The organism is Ruegeria sp. HKCCA5426 (assembly GCF_013034585.1).
Lineage (GTDB): Bacteria > Pseudomonadota > Alphaproteobacteria > Rhodobacterales > Rhodobacteraceae > Ruegeria.
Genome location: NZ_WQGH01000004.1, coordinates 419,525 through 438,469, shown reverse-complemented (window position 1 = coordinate 438,469; position 18,945 = coordinate 419,525). Strand labels below are relative to the sequence as shown.

Sequence of the window (18,945 nt, the reverse complement as noted above, 5' to 3'; positions counted from 1 at the left end):
CGCCTGCTCGTAACACACCAATAAACCAAGGCCCGGAAACAAAGGGCCTTGGTTATGGTTTTCGAATTTTGGGTGCTTTAGAAGGCCTCCAATAAGCACCGGTGTTTTCGCGTGCTTGTTGATATTGTCTTGCACGGTGGTTTGCATCTTCGCCTCCCGCGTCGAAAAGATGCCCCAGGATACAGTCCAAAACAGCCATCGCGCCGGTAAAATTCGAGAAATCATGTAGGGAGCGGACGCTGACGGGAAACGTCACGTCAGGCTCAACTTTTGGCGCAATGACATCGCTGTCGGACACAAGGATGATTTTCATCCCTTTCTGCCTTGCGAACCGCATCGATTGAATTGTTTCGGCTGAATATGGGTGGACTGTAATTGCAATAAGGCAGTCACTGTGGTCTGCGTTCAGCAAATCATCAACAGCCGACCCGACATGCCGGGGTGCAAGTTGAATGCCGGGATGTGCCATTCGTCCGACATAGGAAAAATAGTATGACAGCGCATAGCTGGCACGCGTGGCCGTCACAAAACATCTTTTAGATTTGGTGATAAAATCAACGGCCCTGCGTATCTTTTCCGGGTGCATGAGCCTGAGCGATCGGGTTACGACGTTCTGAGCATTCTGCGCGTATTTTGCTTGTGATTGGCTTAGCTGGTCCCCTGATTGCAGATTTGCCAGCCAATCTTGACCCAATTCTCCCTCTCGGTCCGTAACCAGAGCTTGCCGAAAAGGTTCACGAAAAGCATCAAAGCCATCAAACCCCATGCGGTGGGCGAGGCGAACCAAAACGTTTGAACTGACGCCAATGTGTGCAGCCGTTAGGCGAATAGGGTTCAGGCCAAAATCGCCCGGATAATCTATAATGTACTTTGCTGCGGCTTGAAGGCTGGGGGGGATCTGTTCGATGTCCCGGCGTAGCTTGTTGGTGAGGTTGTTGAGCGTGTCTTTCATAGCATGAAAAAAACATATGTTTTGCAAATTGCAAATTGAAAACACGGTGTGTGGGGGTAGATAACATTGAACCGTGGAAGGCCGCTTTGATGACACCCGAGCAATTACAGCATGCACCGTATATTCTTGTGGCACCGAACGGCGCGCGCCGCGGGATAAGTGACCATCATAATCTGCCCGTTACGACCGAGCAGATTGTAGCGGCGGCGCAGGCCTGTTTCGATGCTGGTGCGCAAGGTATTCATCTGCACGTGCGCGATGAAAATGGGCAGCACAGTTTGGATGCTGGCCGATACATAGAAACGATTGCCGAGTTGCACAGGGTCGTCCCTGAAATGGACGTTCAGATTACGACCGAAGCTGCTGACATGTACGATGTTTCCGCTCAGTTAGAGTGTCTAGAGCGGGTCTGCCCCAAATGGGTTTCGATCGCGGTCAGAGAAATTGCCAGATCACCGGAGCTGGTCGACAAGGTTTATGGCGTTTGCGCCGAGCAAGGAACGCAGGTGCAACATATCTTGTACGATGCCGATGATGCCGCAGTGTTGGGTCGCTGGCAGGAACAGGGGCTGATCAGGTCGGGTCAGACAGACAGGTTGTTGGTTCTTGGTCGGTATGTGGAAGGACAGCAATCAAATCCGAAGGAACTGGACCTGTTTCCAACCGCTCAATCGCGATGGATGGCTTGTGCGTTTGGCCGGCAAGAGCATGAATGCCTGTTGGCAGCCGCCAGACGTGGCGGTGATGTGCGCGTCGGTTTTGAAAACAGCATGACTGATCGGGATGACATGCCCTGGAAGGACAATGGGTCCTCGGTGAAGGCACTTGTCGTAGCATTGAAGGAGAATGTTTCATGAGCCACGTCTTTCCACGCCATACAAAATCCAACTTGCCGATCGCTGTTGCAGGGGACGGGTGTTACGTCATTGACGCTGTAGGAAAGCGTTATCTGGATTGCGGGGATGCTGCGGTGTCTTGTTTGGGTCATTCGGATCAATCGGTTATTGAGGCCGTGCAGGATCAAGTGGGCAAGATCGCCTTTGCGCATACCGGTTTCATGACATCCGAACCAGCCGAAGCCTTGGCAGACCTGTTGATTGAACATGCGCCGGGTAATCTGGACCGCGTCTATTTTGTGTCCGGTGGGTCCGAGGCGACCGAAGCGGCGATCAAGCTGGCGCGACAGTATTTCCTTGAGATTGGTCAACCGGAACGCCGTCATGTGATTGCGCGTCGTCAAAGCTATCATGGAAATACGTTGGGGGCGTTGTCTGCGGGTGGCAATGCGTGGCGACGTGCGCAGTTCGCGCCGATGCTGATCGAGATGACACATATCGCCCCGTGTTATGAATACGCTGAGAAGCCGGATGACGAGAGCAGTTACGACTACGGTCAGCGTGTTGCAAACGAACTTGAGTCAGAGATTTTGCGATTGGGGCCTGAAACGGTGATGGCGTTCATGGCCGAGCCGGTTGTCGGCGCGACGTTGGGCGCGGTCCCGGCGGTCGAGGGGTATTTTCGCCGCATCCGAGAGATTTGCGATCAGTATGGCGTTCTGTTGATTCTGGACGAAGTGATGTGCGGTATGGGGCGAACCGGGCATTTGTTTGCTTGTGACCACGACGGAATTTCTCCGGATATCCTGTGTATCGCAAAAGGTTTGGGGGCTGGGTATCAGCCTATCGGAGCGATGCTGTGCACCAGTAAGTTGTATGGCGCGATTGAGGAAGGTTCCGGTTTCTTTCAGCACGGGCACACGTATGTTGGCCATCCTGTAGCAACGGCTGCGTCCTTGGCAGTTGTACAGCAACTGATACAACGCAACCTTCCAACGCGGGCCACCGAGATGGGGGACGTTTTGCAAAATGCGCTGCTGGAGGAGTTTGGCCAGCATCCGAATGTCGGCGATATCCGGGGTCGTGGGTTGTTCCGAGGGTTGGAGCTGGTTGGAGATCGTGCGACAAAAACACCGATTGATCCATCGAACGGCACAGCAGCCAAGATAAAAAAAGCCGCGTTTTCTGAAGGACTAATCTGTTATCCCATGTCCGGTACGCGGGATGGCAGGCATGGCGATCATATCCTATTGGCGCCGCCCTTCATTATCGGAAACTCGGAAATCGGCGAATTAGTCACAAAGTTGAGTAAAGCGCTATCTGCAGCCGTTTAACGTGTTTGTGAACTGACTAATCCTGTGTATCAATTAAAGTAATTGATTAGTTAATAGTGCACAGGTGACGAATGGTTCGCGATATTTGGCTGAGCTTTAGGGAATTACCCCTTTGGGTTCAGTTTTGGATGGCTTTCATACTTATCCCCGTCAACTTGGCTCCGCTAGCATTCGTTGATCAACCACAAGGTGCATTGATCGCTGCGCTGTCGGTGACTGGAATGGCCCTGAACATTCCTATCATGCGCGCGGCCAGAGGTATGACAAAGGCGATGGCGCTGCCGCATTTGGTCTGTTGGGTTCCAATGCTGGCAATCGTCATAATGCTGTTGATGGATGCTTCCGCATTGTCACCGGGTTATGTGCAGTTTTTGGTGCTGCTGTTGGTGGTCGATCTCATTTCTCTTGGTTTCGATGTGAACGACTCGATCGTTTGGCTGCGTGAACGACAGGCGGAACAATAAAGCCCCCTGAAAAGGGGGCTTTGAAAAATTAAACAGAGTCAGATTTATTTCTGCGGCAACGGCCCGATCATCATGATCATTTGGCGGCCTTCCATCTTGGGCATGTTCTCGACCTTGCCCAGTTCCTTGATGTCCTCGGCCACACGTTCCAACAACTCACGCCCCAGATTTTGGTGTGCCATTTCACGACCACGGAAGCGCAGGGTGACTTTGACCTTGTCGCCCTTTTCCAGAAACTTGAAGACGTTCTTCATCTTGACGTCATAGTCATGCGTATCGGTGTTGGGCCGGAATTTGACCTCTTTCACTTCGATGACTTTTTGTTTCTTGCGGGCTTCGCTTTCGCGTTTCTGCTGTTCGTACTTGAACTTGCCAAAATCCATGATCTTGCAGACCGGGGGGTTCGCGTTGGGCGAAATCTCAACCAGGTCGAGGCCGGCATCGGCGGCAAGTTGCATGGCTTTAGCGGGATGAACCACCCCGACGTTGTCACCATCAGCACCAATCAGGCGAATTTCGGGGGCACGGATCTTTTCATTGACGCGCGGGCCGGTTTCTCGTTGCGGCGGCGCGTTGTGAGGTCTGCGGGCTATGGGTTCATTCCTTTGATGATTGCAGAATTTCGAGCCCGAAATTTAGACTGCCACGCGCCCTGATTCAAGCGCCAACCGCGCTGAAACGATTGAAATTCACATGATTCACGGCAGGTTTATGCGCCGGTCACAGTCTGTGCGGTGACCGGCACGGGCTGATCAGCCGACAAAGGCTTTTTCGATCACAAATTCCTTGGGCTCGGAATTTGCGCCCTCGCGCAGGCCGAACCCTTCAAGGATTTCCTTGATATCGAGGTTAAAGGCTAGCGAGCCACACACCATCGCGCGGTCGGTCTCGGGTTTGATGCCGCCTTCGATGCCAAGGTCCGCAAAAACGGTGCCGTCGTTCAGCAAATTGGTTATGCGGCCCATCTTTGGGCTCTCTTCCCGAGTCGTGGTCGGGTAGTAGCGGATCTTGTCTGCAAAACCTTCGCCCATCAGTTCGGCAAGCATCTCATCCTGACGTATGTCTTCGATCAGTTGACGGCCATATTCCAGCTCGGCCACTTCGCGGCAGGTGTGGGTGATAATGACCTCGTCGTAATCTTCGTAGGTCTGCGGCTCGCGCAGCAGCGAAGCGAAAGGCGCGAAACCGGTGCCGGTGGCAAAGAACCACAATCGCTTGCCCGGCAGCAGGGCGTCGTGGACCAGCGTGCCCACGGGCTTGGGCCGCAGGATGATCTGATCGCCGGGCTTGATATGCTGTAGCTTCGAGGTCAGCGGGCCATCCTGAACCTTGATCGAGTAGAACTCCAGCTCTTCATCCCACGATGGCGAAGCGATCGAATAGGCGCGCAGCAAAGGCTTTCCATTGTCGCCCAACAGGCCGATCATCACGAACTCACCCGAGCGGAAGCGTAGCGAGGCAGGGCGCGATACCTTGAAGGAAAACAGGCTGTCGGTCCAATGCTTGACGTCAGTTACGGTCTGCGCGTCCGGCAGAACGGGGGCCTTCACGGTGGTTGCTTCGGTCACGGGCTTCATCTCTGTCATCGTTTCACTGTCGGTTTGCTAAACCGACATCTCCGTTTAATCTTTGATCCAAGTCAGGAAAAGGGGGCAGTTGCCGCAACGTCCTGTCGACAAGCTGTCGATTAGTTGCGGTTAACCGCGCAGGCGGGCTTGGTAGTTGTTCTCTTCCCAGTTCGCACGCGCTAGCCACTGATCTTCGGGCTGCCGATTTGCAAGGTTGTGATCTATTTCAACTTCGTCGAATCCGCTGCGGCGGGCCATGGCGTATTGATCGGCCAGGACATGCCCCTTTGCGCGCAAGCGGCCTGAATAGCCTTTCAAGCGCAGAATGCGTGCGATTGTAAAACCACGTCCGTCTGCCGAGGACGGAAAATCCACGCGTACCATCTTGGCGTTGCCCAGGCGTTCAAAAAGTTCATCGGGGTCAGTGTCCGAGGCAACGTCCAGCGCAACAACGTCGTTGGCGGTGTCTTCCAGTGTGACAAACCCATCGGTCCAGTCGTCGGGGGCAAAGCCCTCATCGGTAACGATTACGTTCATGATGTCTCTCCGGCGCGCATCATCTTGCCATCGACAAAATGGATGCCGCATTCTTCCTTGTTCTGGTCGCGCCAGCGTCCGGCGCGCGGGTCTTCGCCCTCCTTGACCGGCGAGGTGCAGGGCGCACAGCCGATCGAAGGGTATCCTTTGGCCACCAGCGGATGCCGGGGCAGGTTGTTTTCGTCCATGTAGGCGCGCACATCCTCGGGTGCCCAATGCGCCAGCGGGTTGACCTTGATCCGGCCCGTTCCGTCCTCGACCTCAAAGAAGTCAAGCGCAGCGCGGGTGCCGGACTGAAACCGTTTGCGCCCGGTTATCCAACCGCTATAGCCCATAAGGGCCTTTTGCAGCGGAAAGGTCTTGCGCAAGTTGCAGCACGCGTCCGTATCCCGCAAGCGCAAGGCTCCATAGGGGTCGTCACGTTGCACATCTTCGTCCTCGGCGCGGATGATCTGCACGTTTTTCAGGCCCAGACGTTCGCTCACCCCCTGCTGGTATTCCAGCGTTTCGGTGAACAGCATCTGCGTGTCCACGAACAGCACCGGGGTCATCTTGTCGACGACCGCCGCCATGTGCAGCAACACCACCGACTCGGCCCCGAAACTAGACACCAGGGCAAGGTCTTCAATCTGGTCGATGGCACCGTGCATCACGTCATGCGCACTGTGGTGCCGGAACCGGGCGTTCAGCGCATCGACCTTTTCGGTCAGCTCGCTGCGGTCCTTGCCCAGTTCCGTCTGGATCAGATCAAGCGGCATTCGCCTGAGCCTCGGGGTACAGAGCAGCCTTGAACGGAGCCATGCCAACACGGCGGTAGGTTTGCAGGAACTCCTCTTCGGCGCTGTCGCGCTGTTCCAGATAGGTGTTCACGATCCGCTCGACTGCCGGGACGATCTCATCATAGGCAAAGCCGGGACCGGTGCGATCGCCAATGGCTGCTGTCTCGGTGCCGTCACCGCCCAGAGTGATCTGGTAGTTCTCGACGCCTGCACGATCCAGGCCCAGGATACCGATGTGACCCACGTGGTGATGCCCGCACGCGTTGATGCAGCCCGAGATCTTGATCTTCAGGTGGCCGATATCATGCTCCAGCTTCAGGTCATCGAAGCGGGTTGCGATTTCCTGCGCAACCGGGATCGAGCGTGCTGTGGCCAGCGCGCAATAGTCCATGCCGGGGCAGGCGATAATGTCGCTGATCAGGCCGATATTGGCGGTGGCCAGTTCGTATTCCTTCAGCTTCGCGTGGATCGCGGGCAGGTCCGACTTGTGGACATGCGGCAGGATCACGTTCTGCTCATGGCTGATGCGCAGTTCGTCATAGGCGAATTCTTCGGCTAGGTCGGCCATCACACGCATCTGTTCGGCGGTCGCATCGCCCGGCGTTGCGCCGTGCTTTTTGATCGAGATCGTGACAATCGCGTGGTCCGCGTTCTTATGCGGCGCGATGTTGGTGTCGACCCACGACCGGAACACCGGATCGTTGCTGTAGGCACTCTCGAACGAGGCAACCGAAGCTTCGCGGAAATCGGGCGCGGAAAAGTGGGTTTTGATCTCATCCAGCAAGGCCATGTCGGCGCCCTTGAACTGCGGGCGAACCTGCAGGAAACGCTCGTTGACCTTGGCGCGGATCGTGTCGATGCCGTTTTCGTGCACAGTGATCTTGATGCGTGCCTTGTACTTGTTGTCGCGGCGACCGATCTGGTTCCACACGGACACTGTGGCCTCAAGGTACGCCAGCAGGTCATCAAAGGCGACGAAGTCCGACAGTTCTTTTCCGATCATCGGCGTGCGGCCTAGACCGCCGCCTACGATGACGCGGGCGCCCAGAACGTCGTCACGCTCGACCAGTTGCAAACCGATGTCATGTGCCTTGATCACGGCGCGGTCGTTTTCGCTGCCGGTGATGGCGATCTTGAACTTGCGCGGCATGAACTGGAATTCCGGGTGGTCGGTGGACCACTGGCGCAGCAGTTCGGCATAGGGGCGCGGGTCGGCGACCTCATCCGCGGCGGCTCCGGCGAAATGGTCGGCAGTTACGTTGCGGATGGTGTTGCCCGAGGTCTGAATGGCGTGCATTCCCACTTCGGCCAGCGCGTCCAGCATATCCGGCACGTCTTTTAGCTTGGGCCAGTTGTACTGGATGTTCTGCCGCGTGGTGAAGTGGCCGTAACCTTTGTCCCACTTTTCGGCCAGCAGGGCCAGTTGGCGCATCTGCGCGCTGGAGAGTGTGCCGTAAGGGATAGCGACCCGCAGCATATAGGCGTGCAATTGCAGATACAGGCCGTTCATCAGGCGCAGGGGTTTGAACTCGTCCTCGGTCAATGAGCCGTCAATGCGGCGCTCGACCTGAGCGCGGAACTGTTTGTTGCGTTCTGCCAAAAATGCTGTGTCGAACTCGGAGTAGCGATACATGATTAGCTGTCCTTGGTTGCAGCCCCGATACCTGGGGGCTTAATGGGGAGAGAGAGGGCCTGATCTCAGGTCCGGGGCTGCGGGGAAGTTTCCTGTTTGCCATGGGCATAATTGGACGGGCCAGTCCGACGGAAGTCTTCCCGAAAATGGGTCGGTTCGGGGCCGTTTTCACCGGCCACAGCGTCCGCAAGATACGCGCCGACAATGACATTTGCCTGACGTTCAGCATCCAGCAGGCGGACTTGCGCATGTGCTTCGTCGGTAATCAACTCGGCCTCGGACAGGTCACGGGACCAGCGGTCGTCCTCGGTCAGATAGATCACGTCGCCTTCCAGCAAATGATTTGCGGTGATTACTTTTGGAGTAAAAGCGCGGGGCATCAGGCGTGCTCCTTCTTGTATTGGGTCAGGGCGGTAACCGCGTTACGCGGTTCGAGGCCATAAAACATAAGGGTTGGGCCATCCATTTCGGCGGCAATTAGATCGTCAGGCAGTTGATCAAGTGTGGTCGCCAATACGTGCTGATCGGGTCGGGATGCGTTTTCGATCAGCGTTACCGGAGTCGCGCGATCTGCGCCGTGCATGATCAGACGACCTTGAATGAACCGAGCGGACTTTTTGCCCATATAGATCGCAGCGACGGATCCGGATTGGGCAAGCGCGGTCCAATCGTGGTCCGCGAATCCTTTCATGTCGTGGCCCGTCAGGAACCGGACCGAGGAATTGCGCCCCCGTTGGGTCAGGCTTTGACCGATCCCGGCAACAGCGGCAGAGGCCGCAGTAACGCCCGGAACGATGGTCCACGAGATCCCTGCGGCCTGAACCGCTTGGATTTCTTCATCAAGACGTCCAAACACCGTGGGATCGCCGGACTTAAGGCGAACTACGTGCTGACCGTTGGCCGCGTGACTGACGAGAAGGGCGTCGATGTCTTCTTGTTTCCAAGACGGACCAAACCCGGCCTTGCCTACGTCGACCAAAACAGCGTTTCGGCCAGCCAGCGCCAGTACCTCGGCGCTGATCAGTCGGTCATGCAGGACGACATCCGCACGCTCAAAGGCTTTTAGCGCCTTGAGGGTCAGCAACTCGGGATCGCCCGGACCTGCGCCGACAAAGTCGACGTGCCCAATGCCATCATTTGTTTGCGAATGCCGCATGTCCCGTTCCACGGTTGGTTTGACTTGGCTTGCAATATAGGAAATATTCCCAGTAATGCGCCATATGGGCGGGTAAATAAGAACAATGGTTCCGGTGGAGGGCCCATTTGGAACGAAAGTTTTAAAACGAAGGAAAAATTGGAATGTCGGTGCGGATTGACGATACGGATCGGAAAATTCTGGTAGAGCTTCAGCGTGATGCCAGTCAATCACTGGACGAAATTGCGGCTCGGGTCGGCAGTTCGAAGACCCCGGTCTGGAATCGTATTCGCAAGCTCAAGGGCGCAGGCGTTATTGGTCAACAAACCGTTTTGTTGGACGCCGAGGCGCTTGGATTCGAAGCGACTTTCTTTGTTCTAATTCGCACGTCCGAGCATGAGGCAGACTGGCAGAGAAAGTTCTTGAAAGCCCTTCGTGATCGTCCCGAAGTTCAGGAGGCTCACAGGCTGGCTGGTGACATTGACTATATCCTGAAAGTCCGGGTCAAAAACGCGCGTGCCTATGACGAATTCTATCAGACACTGATTTCTGAGGTGCGCGTTCATAATGTTACGGCGTTGCTGTCTATGGAGGAAATCAAATCCACGACAATGCTGCCCCTGAATGCCTTGATCGAAAGCTGAAGCTTTAAACCTCGACTATAAGTTGGCGCAACCCGTGAAAGTGATAACTGTTTGAATAGTCGGGGCCTTTGCTAAGGCGCAAATTCGGGCACCGTTCGAACAGAACTGAAAGCGCGATACGCATCTCGAGCCGTGCAAGCGGCGCGCCAACGCAGAAATGCAAGCCCCCTCCGAAGCTGCTGTTCGTTACTATCGTGCGGGTCGGATCGAAGGTATTGGGGTTTGCCCATACAACCGGATCACGGTTTGCCGCGCCTAGCAACAGTGCTACCTGATCCCCTCGCTTGAAGCTGTGATTGAATATCTCAATGTCTTCATAGGCATAGCGTGTGAACATATGCAGCGGAGGGTCAAAGCGCAGAACCTCTTCGACCGTCTTGTCGATCGCATCTGGTGAAAACGCGTCCTTGTGAATTCCAAGTTCTAATACCGTTTTGATCCCATTTCCCAGGGAATGAACCGTTGCTTCGTGCCCAGCGTTCAGCAGCAGGATGCAGGTGGCCACCAACTCTTCTTTGCTGAGTTTCTCGTCATGTTCCTCGGCCTCGATCAGGCGGGTGATCAGGTCGTCGCGAGGATCGTCGCGGCGCATTTCGATGTATGACGACAGAAACGCAGTGAAGTCCCGGGACGCGGTCGCTGCGTTGTCTTCGGTCTCACGGGTTTTGCTGGCCTGATACATGGCGACCATATCATGCGACCACCTAAGAAGGTCGGGCGACTTTTCCTCGGGAACGCCCAGAAGCCTGCAAACTGTAACGACAGGTATCTGAGTGCAGAAACCGCCCAGTATGTCAAACGGCGTTGCTGGAAACTGTTCAATCAGGGAATGGCTCAGATCGTAGATGGAATCTTCAAGGCCCTTAATGGCGCGGGACGTAAAGGCGCGCATCACAAGGGCGCGCAGGCGTGTGTGACGCGGCGGCTCTGCCTCTAGCAAAGAGTGCGCTTCGACGGCGAGCCACGGCGCAAGGTGGCTGGGGCCGGGGCTTTGCATTTCAACCGGGACTTCGCGGCCAAAACGGCGGTCTTTCAGCAGTGTCTGCACGGCCTTGTGCGAAACGGCTGCGGGCATTTTGTACTCAGACCAATAGAACAGGTCGCCGTGCTCTCGGGCCCGGTCATAAAAAGGATAGGGGTTTTGGACGAAATCCGGGTCGACCGGCGACTGTGATAGGGTCTTCATGACGGGCACACTTGCCATGCGGCCCGGTGAATGCAAGACCCTATGACATGCAAAGGGTTTGGGTCGTACTGGGATTCTTGTTTGCTGTCGCGCTGTTGGCGGCCGGGGTGTGGTCCTATGGTTTCCGGCAGGCGTTGTCACAACTCAGCGAAAAAGCCCAGGCGGATTTGGAACTGGCAGCCGACCGCTTAAGCACCCAACTGCAAGTATATCAGGAATTGGCCGTTCTTATGGCCGGTCACCCGGACCTGAGAAACCTCCAGGGGGCGGATACCCCGGCGCAGGCGCGCGCTCTGTTGCTGGAGGTTGCCGACAAAACAGCGGCTGTCGACGTGATCTATGCCGATCCAACGGGCCGGGTACTGGCCGCTGCCCATGACGTGGTTGGCGGCAGCGTTTCCGGGCATCCGGCCTTCGAACGTGCGATGCAAGGCGCCCTCGGAAGCGAGCACGGTGTTTTGACTAGTCAGGGCGACCGCTTCTTTTCCTATGCGGCCCCGGATTTTTCCCCAAGCGGTCAGGTATCCGGCGCGCTGGTGGTGATTGCCGATGTTGAGGACATCGAACAGGAATGGCGCGGCAGCACCGAAGCTGTGTTTTTCGTAGATCGCAACGGGGTCGTCTTCATCAGCAACAGGACTGAACTGTTATTCTGGAAGCGCGAGAAAGGTCAACCCGGCCTTACGCCGCCGGACGGTCAGACCTTATCGTTTGCCGCAGATCAGGTTGGACCTTTTGAGGTTTGGGATTTGGGATGGGGGCCATACCTTCCCGCGCGGGCGTTGCATCTGAGCCGTGATTTGCCGGTGATCGGCATGACGGGCGAAGTTGTCATGGACATTGCGCCAGCCCAACGTCTTGCCAGTCTTCAGGCGGCAACTGTTGCCGCGATCTGCCTTGCGTTCGGTGCCTTGCTGTTCCTCGCGACCGAGCGCAGGCGTACCCTTGCGCAAGCCAATGCAGTTTTGGAAAGCCGGGTCGCGCAGAGAACCCACGCTCTCACGGCTGCGAATACGGCACTACGCCGTGAAGTGCGCGAGAGGCAGGAGGCTGAGACAGCCTTGAAGCACGCCCAAGAGGACCTTATTCAAGCGGGTAAGTTGAATGCGTTGGGTCAGATGTCAGCCGGTATCAGTCACGAGTTGAACCAACCATTGATGGCCATCCAACAATTTGCGGACAATGGCACCGCGTTCCTGACACGAGGGCGCGAAGAAAGGGCAGCGGAAAACCTGAGTCGTATTTCCGAGATGGCGGCGCGTATGGCGCGGATCATCAAGAACTTGCGTGCCTTTTCCCGAAATGAAAGTGAACCGATGGGCAAGGTCAATTTGGTACAGGTCATTGATACTGCGGTGGAGTTGACCCAAGCCCGGCTAAGGTCGGAACAGGTGCAAATGGATTGGGCCTCACCTGCGGAACCAGTTTATGCGTGGGGCGGTGAGGTGCGGCTGGTTCAGGTCTTTGTAAACCTCATCAATAACGCCGCTGATGCCATGAGCCATCAGGATGAAAGACTGGTCCGAATTCGTATTCACACCGGATCGGGGTCCAAATTGTCTGTTACTGTTCGGGATATTGGTCCGGGCATAGAAAACTCGGAAAAACTGTTCGAGCCGTTTTACACGACAAAGACGGTTGGGTCTTCGGAAGGCATGGGGCTGGGGCTTTCGATTTCTTATGGTCTGATCCAGAGTTTTGGCGGAAATATTCGTGGCTCCAACACTGAAAGGGGTGCAGAGTTCACTGTTGAACTTGAACATTTCAGGGAAAAAGAAGCGATATGACCCGAAAGGTATTACTGGTCGATGACGATGCCGCCGTTCGCGAGGCACTGGCGCAAACGCTTGAACTGGCTGATTATGCGCCTGTGACAGCCGGGTCATTCGTTGCGGCCAAGGATCACATTCGGACCGATTTTCAGGGGGTAATTGTTTCGGATATCCGTATGCCCGGTCGGGATGGATTTCATCTGCTCACCTACGCTCACGGGGTCGATCCCGAGTTGCCGGTCATTCTGTTGACCGGAGAAGGCGACATCCCGATGGCTGTTCAGGCGATGGGGAAGGGGGCTTTTGATTTTCTGGAAAAGCCCTGTGCCGCCGCCGAGTTGCTCGAAGTTATTGGGCGGGCGACGGACGCGCGATCGCAGATCCTGGAACAACGGGCGCTTAAGCGAGAGCTTGAGCGCGGCGATCCGGCGGCCCGATTGCTGTTTGGGCATTCTCCCCAAGCGGAAGAACTACGAAACCGCACCCGGACCGTTGCCCCGACCAAAGCCGAGGTCCTTGTAACGGGGCCGGCGGGCAGTGGTATCGCCAAGGTCGCCGAGGTCATTCATATGCTGTCACCGCAGGCACAGGGTGCTTTTGTCAAACGACAGGTTTCCGGGCTTTCGCGTGAGGATTTGGTGCGGGCATGTGAAGATGCTGCGGGCGGCTCCTTGTTTCTGGATGAGATCGGGACGATGCCCGAGGCAACGCAATATGCAGCCCTTGAGATGCTGGAGCAGGGCGTCGAGGCAAGGATTCTGGCAGGAACGACGACCGACTTGGCCAGTTTGTCAGCCAAGGGACAGTTTAACGCCGATCTTTTCTATCGGTTGGACGTAATGCGGGTGCGCATTCCCTCTCTGGCTGAACGTCGTGAGGATATACCGGTAATTTTCAGGCACTATGTAGGGCAGGCGGCCGAGCAGACGGGGATTGCGGCCCCAGAAGTGACATCAGAGCATTTGGCATCGCTTATGGCCAGTGATTGGCCGGGTAACTCTCGGTCTTTGATGTCGGCTGCGATGCGCTTTGTCCTTGGTATGCCCGAAGAGGTGTCCCGGGCAGCGGATTTGGGTCTGAATGAGCAGATGGCGCAGGTGGAAAGGTCATTGCTGATCGCGGCATTGGGTCGCCACAACGGCAAGGCGGCAGACGCAGCAAAGGCACTGAAACTTCCTAGGAAGACTTTCTATGACAAGCTTGCGCGGTATCAGATTCGCCCAGAAGACTATCGCAGGTAACATGCCCTCCCGCCCCCTTTTTCTGCATTGTCATGCAGTTAAAGGCGTTGGGGGTGGCAGTTCGCCCAAGCGAACTGCGGTCGAATCCGGATGATTCTCGGTAAACGAATCGTCAACCGTGCGGAATTTCGCACAAAGTGGTTCAAACCTGTGCGGAATTTCGCACTGGCCTAATTCCCTTGACGCAGAGTTGGTTGGGAATGTCCAATAGGTATCTGAAAATAAACAAAAATAAGTTTTGGAACCTGGAATCGAACAAAAAGTTGAGGCGTAAGGGACGATTCGGTTCACTCCCCGGCATGCGACGCAGCCTATGCGTCCTTTGAATGCATCTATGAAGTCTGGGAGGAAGAGACTGATGAAATTCCTGACAACGGCTGCAACCGCTGTTGCGCTGACCGTAACTGCAACTGCTGGTATGGCGGCCTGCGATGACGGCGAAATCGTAGTGAAATTCGCCCATGTGACAAACACGGACAAACACCCCAAGGGTATTGCGGCCTCGCTGCTGGAACAGCGCGTCAATGATGAGATGAACGGCGTGATGTGCATGGAGGTGTTCCCAAACTCGACCCTCTATAATGACGACAAAGTGCTGGAAGCGATGCTGCAGGGTGACGTGCAACTGGCCGCACCGTCGCTGTCGAAATTTGAGAAATTCACCAAGCAGTTCCGCCTGTTTGACCTGCCGTTCATGTTTAAGAACATCGACGCGGTCGATGCGTTCCAGGCATCGGCAGACGGTCAGGCCATGAAAGACAGCATGCAGCGCCGCGGCCTGCAAGGGTTGGCGTTCTGGCACAATGGCATGAAGCAGATGTCGGCCAACAAACCTCTGGTCGATCCGACGGATGCGGATGGTCTGAAGTTCCGCGTTCAGTCCTCGGATGTTCTGGTGGCGCAGATGGAAGCCATCGGTGGCAGCCCGCAGAAAATGGCGTTCTCGGAAGTCTACGGCGCGTTGCAACAGGGTGTTGTGGACGGGCAGGAAAACACCTGGTCCAACATCTATGGCAAGAAGTTCTTCGAGGTGCAGGACGGCATCACCGAGACCAACCACGGCATCATCGACTATCTGGTCGTGACCTCGGTTGATTGGCTGGACAGCCTCGAGCCGGAAGTGCGTGAACAGTTCCTGACCATTCTGGACGAAGTGACAGAAACCCGGAACAAGGAGGCCTTTGCCGTGAACGAAGCGGCCAAAGCCTTTATCACCGACGCGGGTGGTATCATCCGTGACCTGAACCCTGAACAGCGTCAGGCCTGGGTCGATGCGATGAAGCCCGTCTGGGACAAATTCGCTGATGACGTGGGTCAGGACAAGATCGACGCCGCTCAGGCGATCAACGCCGGGTTCTAATCCCGGTTCAGGCAACGCGTCGGGGGACTGGGGAGTTATCGACGCGTCGCCCGGGCGGGCCATAATGTGCCCGCCCCAATATTTCTCATCACAAAAAAATGTGGGGACAGAAAGATGTCTGGTGCGAATCCCGGCCAAGGCGGGCTGATCGACCATATCGAGGAAACCCTGATCGCGGTATTGCTTGGCCTGATGACGGCTGTGACCTTTGCCAACGTGATCGCGCGGTTTGCCTTTAATTCCAACATCCTGTGGGCGCTTGAACTGACAGTGTTCATGTTTGGCTGGCTGGTTCTGCTGGGCGCATCCTATGCGGTCAAAAAGCACGCACATCTGGGCGTGGACGCGATCCTGAACATGCTGGCCCCTGCGCCGCGCCGCATTCTGGCGCTGATTTCGGTGGCGTGTTGCCTGGTTTTCTCGCTGTTGCTGCTGAAGGGGTCATACGACTATTGGGCGGTATTTGCAGACCTGCCGCCCACCTCGGGGCGTTGGATCCCGACCGGGTTCGACACCGGCGCGCGCAGCCAGAGCTTCTATGAAGTTGACGATATTCCAATGGTCGCACCGCTGCGCTTTCTGGAAGATCTGATCAACTATGGCGAGGGCTACGAGAAGATCCCGAAAGTCATCCCGTATCTGGTTTTGCCGGTTTCCATGCTGCTGCTGGTAATCCGGTTTTCGCAGGTCGCTGTACAAATCTGGCGCGGCGAAACCGACCGCCTTGTCGCCAGCCACGAAGTCGAGGACGAGATTGAAGAAGTCCGCGCTCAGCAAGGAGAGCATAACTAATGGACGTCGTTCTTCTATTCTCAATGGTCATCGGCCTGCTGCTGATCGGTGTTCCGATTGCGGTGGCGCTTGGCCTCAGCTCGACACTGTTCCTGCTGATCTATTCCGATAGCTCTCTGGCCTCGGTCGCGGGCACGCTGTTTGAGGCATTCGAGGGGCATTTTACCCTGCTGGCGATCCCGTTCTTTATCCTCGCGTCGTCCTTCATGACGACGGGCGGGGTGGCGCGTCGGATCATCCGGTTCTCGATTGCCTGTGTGGGGCATCTGCCGGGCGGGTTGGCGATTGCGGGTGTGTTTGCCTGTATGTTGTTTGCCGCTTTGTCGGGGTCGTCCCCGGCGACTGTGGTAGCCATCGGTTCGATCGTGATCGCAGGTATGCGTCAGGTGGGCTATTCTAAAGAATTCGCCGCCGGTGTGATCTGTAACGCCGGTACGCTGGGCATCCTGATCCCGCCGTCGATTGTGATGGTTGTCTATGCCGCCGCCGTCGAGGTCTCGGTCGGGCGCATGTTCCTTGCCGGGGTCATTCCGGGCCTGATGGCCGGTCTGATGCTGATGATTACCATCTACGTGATGGCCAAGGTCAAGAACCTTCCCAAAGGTGACTGGAAAGGGTGGGGCGAGATCTTCGCCTCGGCCCGTGAGGCCGGGTGGGGCCTGTTCCTGATCGTTATTATTCTGGGTGGTATCTACGGCGGTATCTTCACCCCGACCGAGGCCGCAGCCGTGGCCGCCGTCTATGCGTTCCTGATCGCCAGCTTTGTCTACAAGGACATGGGCCCCCTGAGTACGGAAGAAGGGCAACCCAACCTGCCGCTGATCAAAAAGCCCTATGCATTGATCACGGCGTTCATCCACCCCGACACCAAGCACACGCTGTTTGAGGCTGGGAAGTTGACCGTCACGCTGCTGTTCGTGATCGCCAACGCGCTGATCCTGAAACATGTGCTGACGGACGAGCAGGTACCGCAACATATCGCCAGCGCGATGCTTTCGGCTGGTCTGGGTCCGGTGACCTTCCTGATCGTGGTAAACGTGATCCTGCTGATCGGCGGTCAGTTCATGGAGCCCTCGGGCTTGCTGGTCATCGTTGCACCCTTGGTGTTTCCGATTGCCATCGAGCTGGGCATCGACCCGATCCATCTGGGCATCATCATGGTGGTCAACATGGAGATCGGGATGATCACACCTCCGGTCGGGCTGAACCTGTTCGTGACCTCGGGCGTTGCCGGAATGCCTATGATGAGCGTCGTGAAGGCGGCGCTGCCCTTCCTGGCGGTTCTGTTCGTCTTCCTAATCATGGTCACATATATCCCATGGATATCGACCTTCTTGCCCAACACCTTCATGGGGCCAGAGATCATAACGAACTAGCCGAAGCGGCACAAAAGCCGGGCCTCATCGGTCCGGCTTTTTCTTTTCTACCCCTTTTGATGACACTTCCGCCATCCCCATCTTGAGGGCAGAGGACGACCTCACCATAATGGTCAATCATTCGGGACGACCCGAACGGACATGAGGTGCCTCAATGCCTTGGGTTTTTCTGTTATTTGCCGGTCTGCTGGAAATCGTCTGGGCGGTTGCGATGAAGCAATCGGCAGGATTTACGCGGCTTTGGCCTACGGCCCTGATGGGTGTTTCAATGATCGGATCGTTTGGCCTGTTGGCGCTGGCGATGCGCGACCTGCCACTGGGAACGGCCTACACAATCTGGACCGGGATCGGTGCGGTTGGCGCTTTTATGTTCGGGTTAATGTTTCTGGGCGAGGCTCTTACAGCCCCGCGCCTTGTTGCAGCGGCCTTGATCGTGGCTGGTCTGGTGATGATGAAGCTGGCCTGACGCTCAGGCGTTTTGCAGCGCGTCGATGATACCGGCGAAATCTTGTGCCTTGAGGCTGGCTCCGCCGACCAAAGCCCCGTCCACATTGGACACGGCAAAAATTTCAGCGGCATTACCCGGCTTGACCGACCCGCCATACAGCAGCCGGACCGAGCGGCCTACGCCCTCGCCAAATCGCCGTTCCAGACGGGCGCGGATAAAGTCGTGAACCTCACCAATTTCGTCCAAGGTCGGCACCTTGCCGGTGCCGATGGCCCAGATGGGTTCATATGCGACGATCAGGTTCTCGCCGGTGGATAGATCAGGAATCGAGCCCGACATCTGTCCACCGATGATATCCAGCGTATTGGCCGCCTCGCGCTGTTCAAGGCTTTCGCCAACGCAGATAATTGCCTTTAGACCTGCGTCCATGGCAGCGCGAGCCTTGGCGCGGACGTCTTCGTTTTGCTCATCATGATCTTCGCGCCGTTCGGAATGACCCAGGATAACGGCCGTGGACCCCGCATCCACCAACATCTCGGCGCTGATATCACCTGTATGCGCGCCAGACCCGTTGGCGTGGCAATCCTGCCCTCCAACTTCGATATCGGTGGAATGCACTGTTTCGGCAGCCCTATGGAGCAATGTGGCAGGCGGACAAATCAGAACTTCAATCGACGGGGCAGGGTACGCATTCGCAAGTGAGGTCAGTTCCGCCAAAGCAGATGACGTTCCGTTCATTTTCCAATTACCTGCCGCCAGCTTGCGCCGCATCTTACGTACTCCCACATGACCTGTTGTTTGACCCTCGGATAACACCCGGGGCAGGGCGTGACAATTCTGGTTGCAGACCAGCGGCGAAATCGACAGAAATTCCGCAAAAGAATGAGG

General features: G+C 56.3%; 20 protein-coding genes. 10 read left to right on the top strand and 10 right to left on the bottom strand.

Annotated elements, in window-relative coordinates:
* Nucleotides 1-52 precede the first annotated feature (52 nt).
* Nucleotides 53-952, bottom strand: coding sequence for a MurR/RpiR family transcriptional regulator (locus GOV87_RS09420; RefSeq protein WP_171211577.1), 900 nt, complete (start codon nucleotides 950-952; stop codon nucleotides 53-55).
* Nucleotides 953-1,041: 89 nt separating this feature from the next.
* Here GOV87_RS09420 and GOV87_RS09415 point away from each other — a divergent pair, with 89 nt between their 5' ends.
* From GOV87_RS09415 to GOV87_RS09405, 3 genes are all read left to right on the top strand, one after another.
* The gene (locus GOV87_RS09415) at nucleotides 1,042-1,809 is read left to right on the top strand and encodes a 3-keto-5-aminohexanoate cleavage protein (RefSeq protein ID WP_171211576.1); all 768 of its coding nucleotides are present in this window, start codon (nucleotides 1,042-1,044) and stop codon (nucleotides 1,807-1,809) included.
* Nucleotides 1,806-3,122, top strand: coding sequence for an aspartate aminotransferase family protein (locus GOV87_RS09410; protein WP_171211575.1), 1,317 nt, complete (start codon nucleotides 1,806-1,808; stop codon nucleotides 3,120-3,122). The genes GOV87_RS09415 and GOV87_RS09410 overlap by 4 nt, the downstream gene beginning before the upstream one ends.
* Nucleotides 3,123-3,193: 71 nt before the next feature.
* The gene (locus tag GOV87_RS09405) at nucleotides 3,194-3,586 is read left to right on the top strand and encodes a hypothetical protein (protein WP_171211574.1); all 393 of its coding nucleotides are present in this window, start codon (nucleotides 3,194-3,196) and stop codon (nucleotides 3,584-3,586) included.
* Between the two features lie 44 nt (nucleotides 3,587-3,630).
* On the opposite strand, the gene infC is transcribed toward GOV87_RS09405, so the two are convergent.
* From infC to cobA, 7 genes are all read right to left on the bottom strand, one after another.
* Nucleotides 3,631-4,179 (bottom strand): translation initiation factor IF-3, encoded by a 549-nt coding sequence (gene infC / locus GOV87_RS09400; protein WP_171121702.1) that lies wholly within the window; start codon nucleotides 4,177-4,179, stop codon nucleotides 3,631-3,633.
* A 159-nt stretch (nucleotides 4,180-4,338) separates the two neighbouring features.
* Nucleotides 4,339-5,172 (bottom strand): ferredoxin--NADP reductase, encoded by an 834-nt coding sequence (locus GOV87_RS09395; RefSeq protein WP_171125256.1) that lies wholly within the window; start codon nucleotides 5,170-5,172, stop codon nucleotides 4,339-4,341.
* A gap of 111 nt (nucleotides 5,173-5,283) precedes the next feature.
* Entirely contained in the window at nucleotides 5,284-5,691 is a 408-nt protein-coding gene (locus GOV87_RS09390) for a DUF934 domain-containing protein (protein ID WP_171121302.1), read from the bottom strand.
* Entirely contained in the window at nucleotides 5,688-6,449 is a 762-nt protein-coding gene (locus GOV87_RS09385; RefSeq protein ID WP_171121303.1) for a phosphoadenylyl-sulfate reductase, read from the bottom strand. The genes GOV87_RS09390 and GOV87_RS09385 overlap by 4 nt, the downstream gene beginning before the upstream one ends.
* Nucleotides 6,439-8,103: a nitrite/sulfite reductase gene (locus GOV87_RS09380; RefSeq protein WP_171211573.1), complete on the bottom strand. Its 1,665-nt coding sequence runs from the start codon at nucleotides 8,101-8,103 to the stop codon at nucleotides 6,439-6,441. The genes GOV87_RS09385 and GOV87_RS09380 overlap by 11 nt, the downstream gene beginning before the upstream one ends.
* 65 nt (nucleotides 8,104-8,168) lie before the next feature.
* Entirely contained in the window at nucleotides 8,169-8,483 is a 315-nt protein-coding gene (locus tag GOV87_RS09375) for a DUF2849 domain-containing protein (protein WP_171121305.1), read from the bottom strand.
* Nucleotides 8,483-9,259 carry a uroporphyrinogen-III C-methyltransferase gene (cobA, locus tag GOV87_RS09370; protein ID WP_171211572.1) on the bottom strand — a complete coding sequence of 259 codons (777 nt, stop codon included), beginning with the start codon at nucleotides 9,257-9,259 and terminating at the stop codon, nucleotides 8,483-8,485. Before cobA ends, GOV87_RS09375 begins: the two co-directional genes overlap by 1 nt.
* A gap of 143 nt (nucleotides 9,260-9,402) precedes the next feature.
* Here cobA and GOV87_RS09365 point away from each other — a divergent pair, with 143 nt between their 5' ends.
* Nucleotides 9,403-9,882, top strand: a complete 480-nt coding sequence (locus tag GOV87_RS09365; protein WP_170442447.1) for an Lrp/AsnC family transcriptional regulator — start codon at nucleotides 9,403-9,405, stop codon at nucleotides 9,880-9,882.
* Nucleotides 9,883-9,886: 4 nt separating this feature from the next.
* On the opposite strand, the gene GOV87_RS09360 is transcribed toward GOV87_RS09365, so the two are convergent.
* On the bottom strand, nucleotides 9,887-11,068 hold the full coding sequence (locus tag GOV87_RS09360) for a cytochrome P450 (protein WP_171211571.1): 1,182 nt from the start codon (nucleotides 11,066-11,068) through the stop codon (nucleotides 9,887-9,889).
* Between the two features lie 47 nt (nucleotides 11,069-11,115).
* Between GOV87_RS09360 and GOV87_RS09355 the strand changes: the two genes are divergently transcribed.
* The 6 genes from GOV87_RS09355 (at nucleotide 11,116) to GOV87_RS09330 (ending at nucleotide 18,075) form a co-directional block, all read left to right on the top strand.
* Nucleotides 11,116-12,855, top strand: coding sequence for an ATP-binding protein (locus GOV87_RS09355; protein WP_171211570.1), 1,740 nt, complete (start codon nucleotides 11,116-11,118; stop codon nucleotides 12,853-12,855).
* Nucleotides 12,852-14,081 carry a sigma-54 dependent transcriptional regulator gene (locus tag GOV87_RS09350; RefSeq protein WP_171211569.1) on the top strand — a complete coding sequence of 410 codons (1,230 nt, stop codon included), beginning with the start codon at nucleotides 12,852-12,854 and terminating at the stop codon, nucleotides 14,079-14,081. The genes GOV87_RS09355 and GOV87_RS09350 overlap by 4 nt, the downstream gene beginning before the upstream one ends.
* Before the next feature lie 358 nt (nucleotides 14,082-14,439).
* The gene (locus GOV87_RS09345; RefSeq protein ID WP_305849517.1) at nucleotides 14,440-15,441 is read left to right on the top strand and encodes a DctP family TRAP transporter solute-binding subunit; all 1,002 of its coding nucleotides are present in this window, start codon (nucleotides 14,440-14,442) and stop codon (nucleotides 15,439-15,441) included.
* A gap of 114 nt (nucleotides 15,442-15,555) precedes the next feature.
* Entirely contained in the window at nucleotides 15,556-16,233 is a 678-nt protein-coding gene (locus GOV87_RS09340; RefSeq protein WP_171211568.1) for a TRAP transporter small permease, read from the top strand.
* Complete coding sequence (locus GOV87_RS09335) at nucleotides 16,233-17,609, top strand: TRAP transporter large permease (protein WP_171211567.1); 1,377 nt, start codon at nucleotides 16,233-16,235, stop codon at nucleotides 17,607-17,609. The genes GOV87_RS09340 and GOV87_RS09335 overlap by 1 nt, the downstream gene beginning before the upstream one ends.
* Before the next feature lie 154 nt (nucleotides 17,610-17,763).
* Nucleotides 17,764-18,075: a multidrug efflux SMR transporter gene (locus tag GOV87_RS09330; protein ID WP_171211566.1), complete on the top strand. Its 312-nt coding sequence runs from the start codon at nucleotides 17,764-17,766 to the stop codon at nucleotides 18,073-18,075.
* A gap of 3 nt (nucleotides 18,076-18,078) precedes the next feature.
* Here GOV87_RS09330 and tpiA read toward each other — a convergent pair whose 3' ends face one another.
* Entirely contained in the window at nucleotides 18,079-18,828 is a 750-nt protein-coding gene (gene tpiA / locus GOV87_RS09325; protein ID WP_171211565.1) for a triose-phosphate isomerase, read from the bottom strand.
* Nucleotides 18,829-18,945: the final 117 nt, after the last annotated feature.

What these genes read in the sequence shown, in the direction of transcription:
- GOV87_RS09410 (WP_171211575.1), top strand. Translation starts at nt 1,806, where the DNA reads ATGAGCCACGTCTTTCCACGCCATACAAAATCCAACTTGCCGATCGCT.
- GOV87_RS09330 (WP_171211566.1), top strand. Translation starts at nt 17,764, where the DNA reads ATGCCTTGGGTTTTTCTGTTATTTGCCGGTCTGCTGGAAATCGTCTGG.
- GOV87_RS09420 (WP_171211577.1), bottom strand. Translation starts at nt 952, where the DNA reads ATGAAAGACACGCTCAACAACCTCACCAACAAGCTACGCCGGGACATC.
- GOV87_RS09390 (WP_171121302.1), bottom strand. Translation starts at nt 5,691, where the DNA reads ATGAACGTAATCGTTACCGATGAGGGCTTTGCCCCCGACGACTGGACC.
- GOV87_RS09375 (WP_171121305.1), bottom strand. Translation starts at nt 8,483, where the DNA reads ATGCCCCGCGCTTTTACTCCAAAAGTAATCACCGCAAATCATTTGCTG.
- GOV87_RS09350 (WP_171211569.1), top strand. Translation starts at nt 12,852, where the DNA reads ATGACCCGAAAGGTATTACTGGTCGATGACGATGCCGCCGTTCGCGAG.
- GOV87_RS09345 (WP_305849517.1), top strand. Translation starts at nt 14,440, where the DNA reads ATGAAATTCCTGACAACGGCTGCAACCGCTGTTGCGCTGACCGTAACT.
- GOV87_RS09355 (WP_171211570.1), top strand. Translation starts at nt 11,116, where the DNA reads ATGCAAAGGGTTTGGGTCGTACTGGGATTCTTGTTTGCTGTCGCGCTG.
- GOV87_RS09415 (WP_171211576.1), top strand. Translation starts at nt 1,042, where the DNA reads ATGACACCCGAGCAATTACAGCATGCACCGTATATTCTTGTGGCACCG.
- GOV87_RS09380 (WP_171211573.1), bottom strand. Translation starts at nt 8,103, where the DNA reads ATGTATCGCTACTCCGAGTTCGACACAGCATTTTTGGCAGAACGCAAC.
- GOV87_RS09335 (WP_171211567.1), top strand. Translation starts at nt 16,233, where the DNA reads ATGGACGTCGTTCTTCTATTCTCAATGGTCATCGGCCTGCTGCTGATC.
- GOV87_RS09395 (WP_171125256.1), bottom strand. Translation starts at nt 5,172, where the DNA reads ATGACAGAGATGAAGCCCGTGACCGAAGCAACCACCGTGAAGGCCCCC.
- GOV87_RS09385 (WP_171121303.1), bottom strand. Translation starts at nt 6,449, where the DNA reads ATGCCGCTTGATCTGATCCAGACGGAACTGGGCAAGGACCGCAGCGAG.
- GOV87_RS09340 (WP_171211568.1), top strand. Translation starts at nt 15,556, where the DNA reads ATGTCTGGTGCGAATCCCGGCCAAGGCGGGCTGATCGACCATATCGAG.
- GOV87_RS09405 (WP_171211574.1), top strand. Translation starts at nt 3,194, where the DNA reads ATGGTTCGCGATATTTGGCTGAGCTTTAGGGAATTACCCCTTTGGGTT.
- GOV87_RS09360 (WP_171211571.1), bottom strand. Translation starts at nt 11,068, where the DNA reads ATGAAGACCCTATCACAGTCGCCGGTCGACCCGGATTTCGTCCAAAAC.
- tpiA (WP_171211565.1), bottom strand. Translation starts at nt 18,828, where the DNA reads ATGCGGCGCAAGCTGGCGGCAGGTAATTGGAAAATGAACGGAACGTCA.
- GOV87_RS09365 (WP_170442447.1), top strand. Translation starts at nt 9,403, where the DNA reads ATGTCGGTGCGGATTGACGATACGGATCGGAAAATTCTGGTAGAGCTT.
- cobA (WP_171211572.1), bottom strand. Translation starts at nt 9,259, where the DNA reads ATGCGGCATTCGCAAACAAATGATGGCATTGGGCACGTCGACTTTGTC.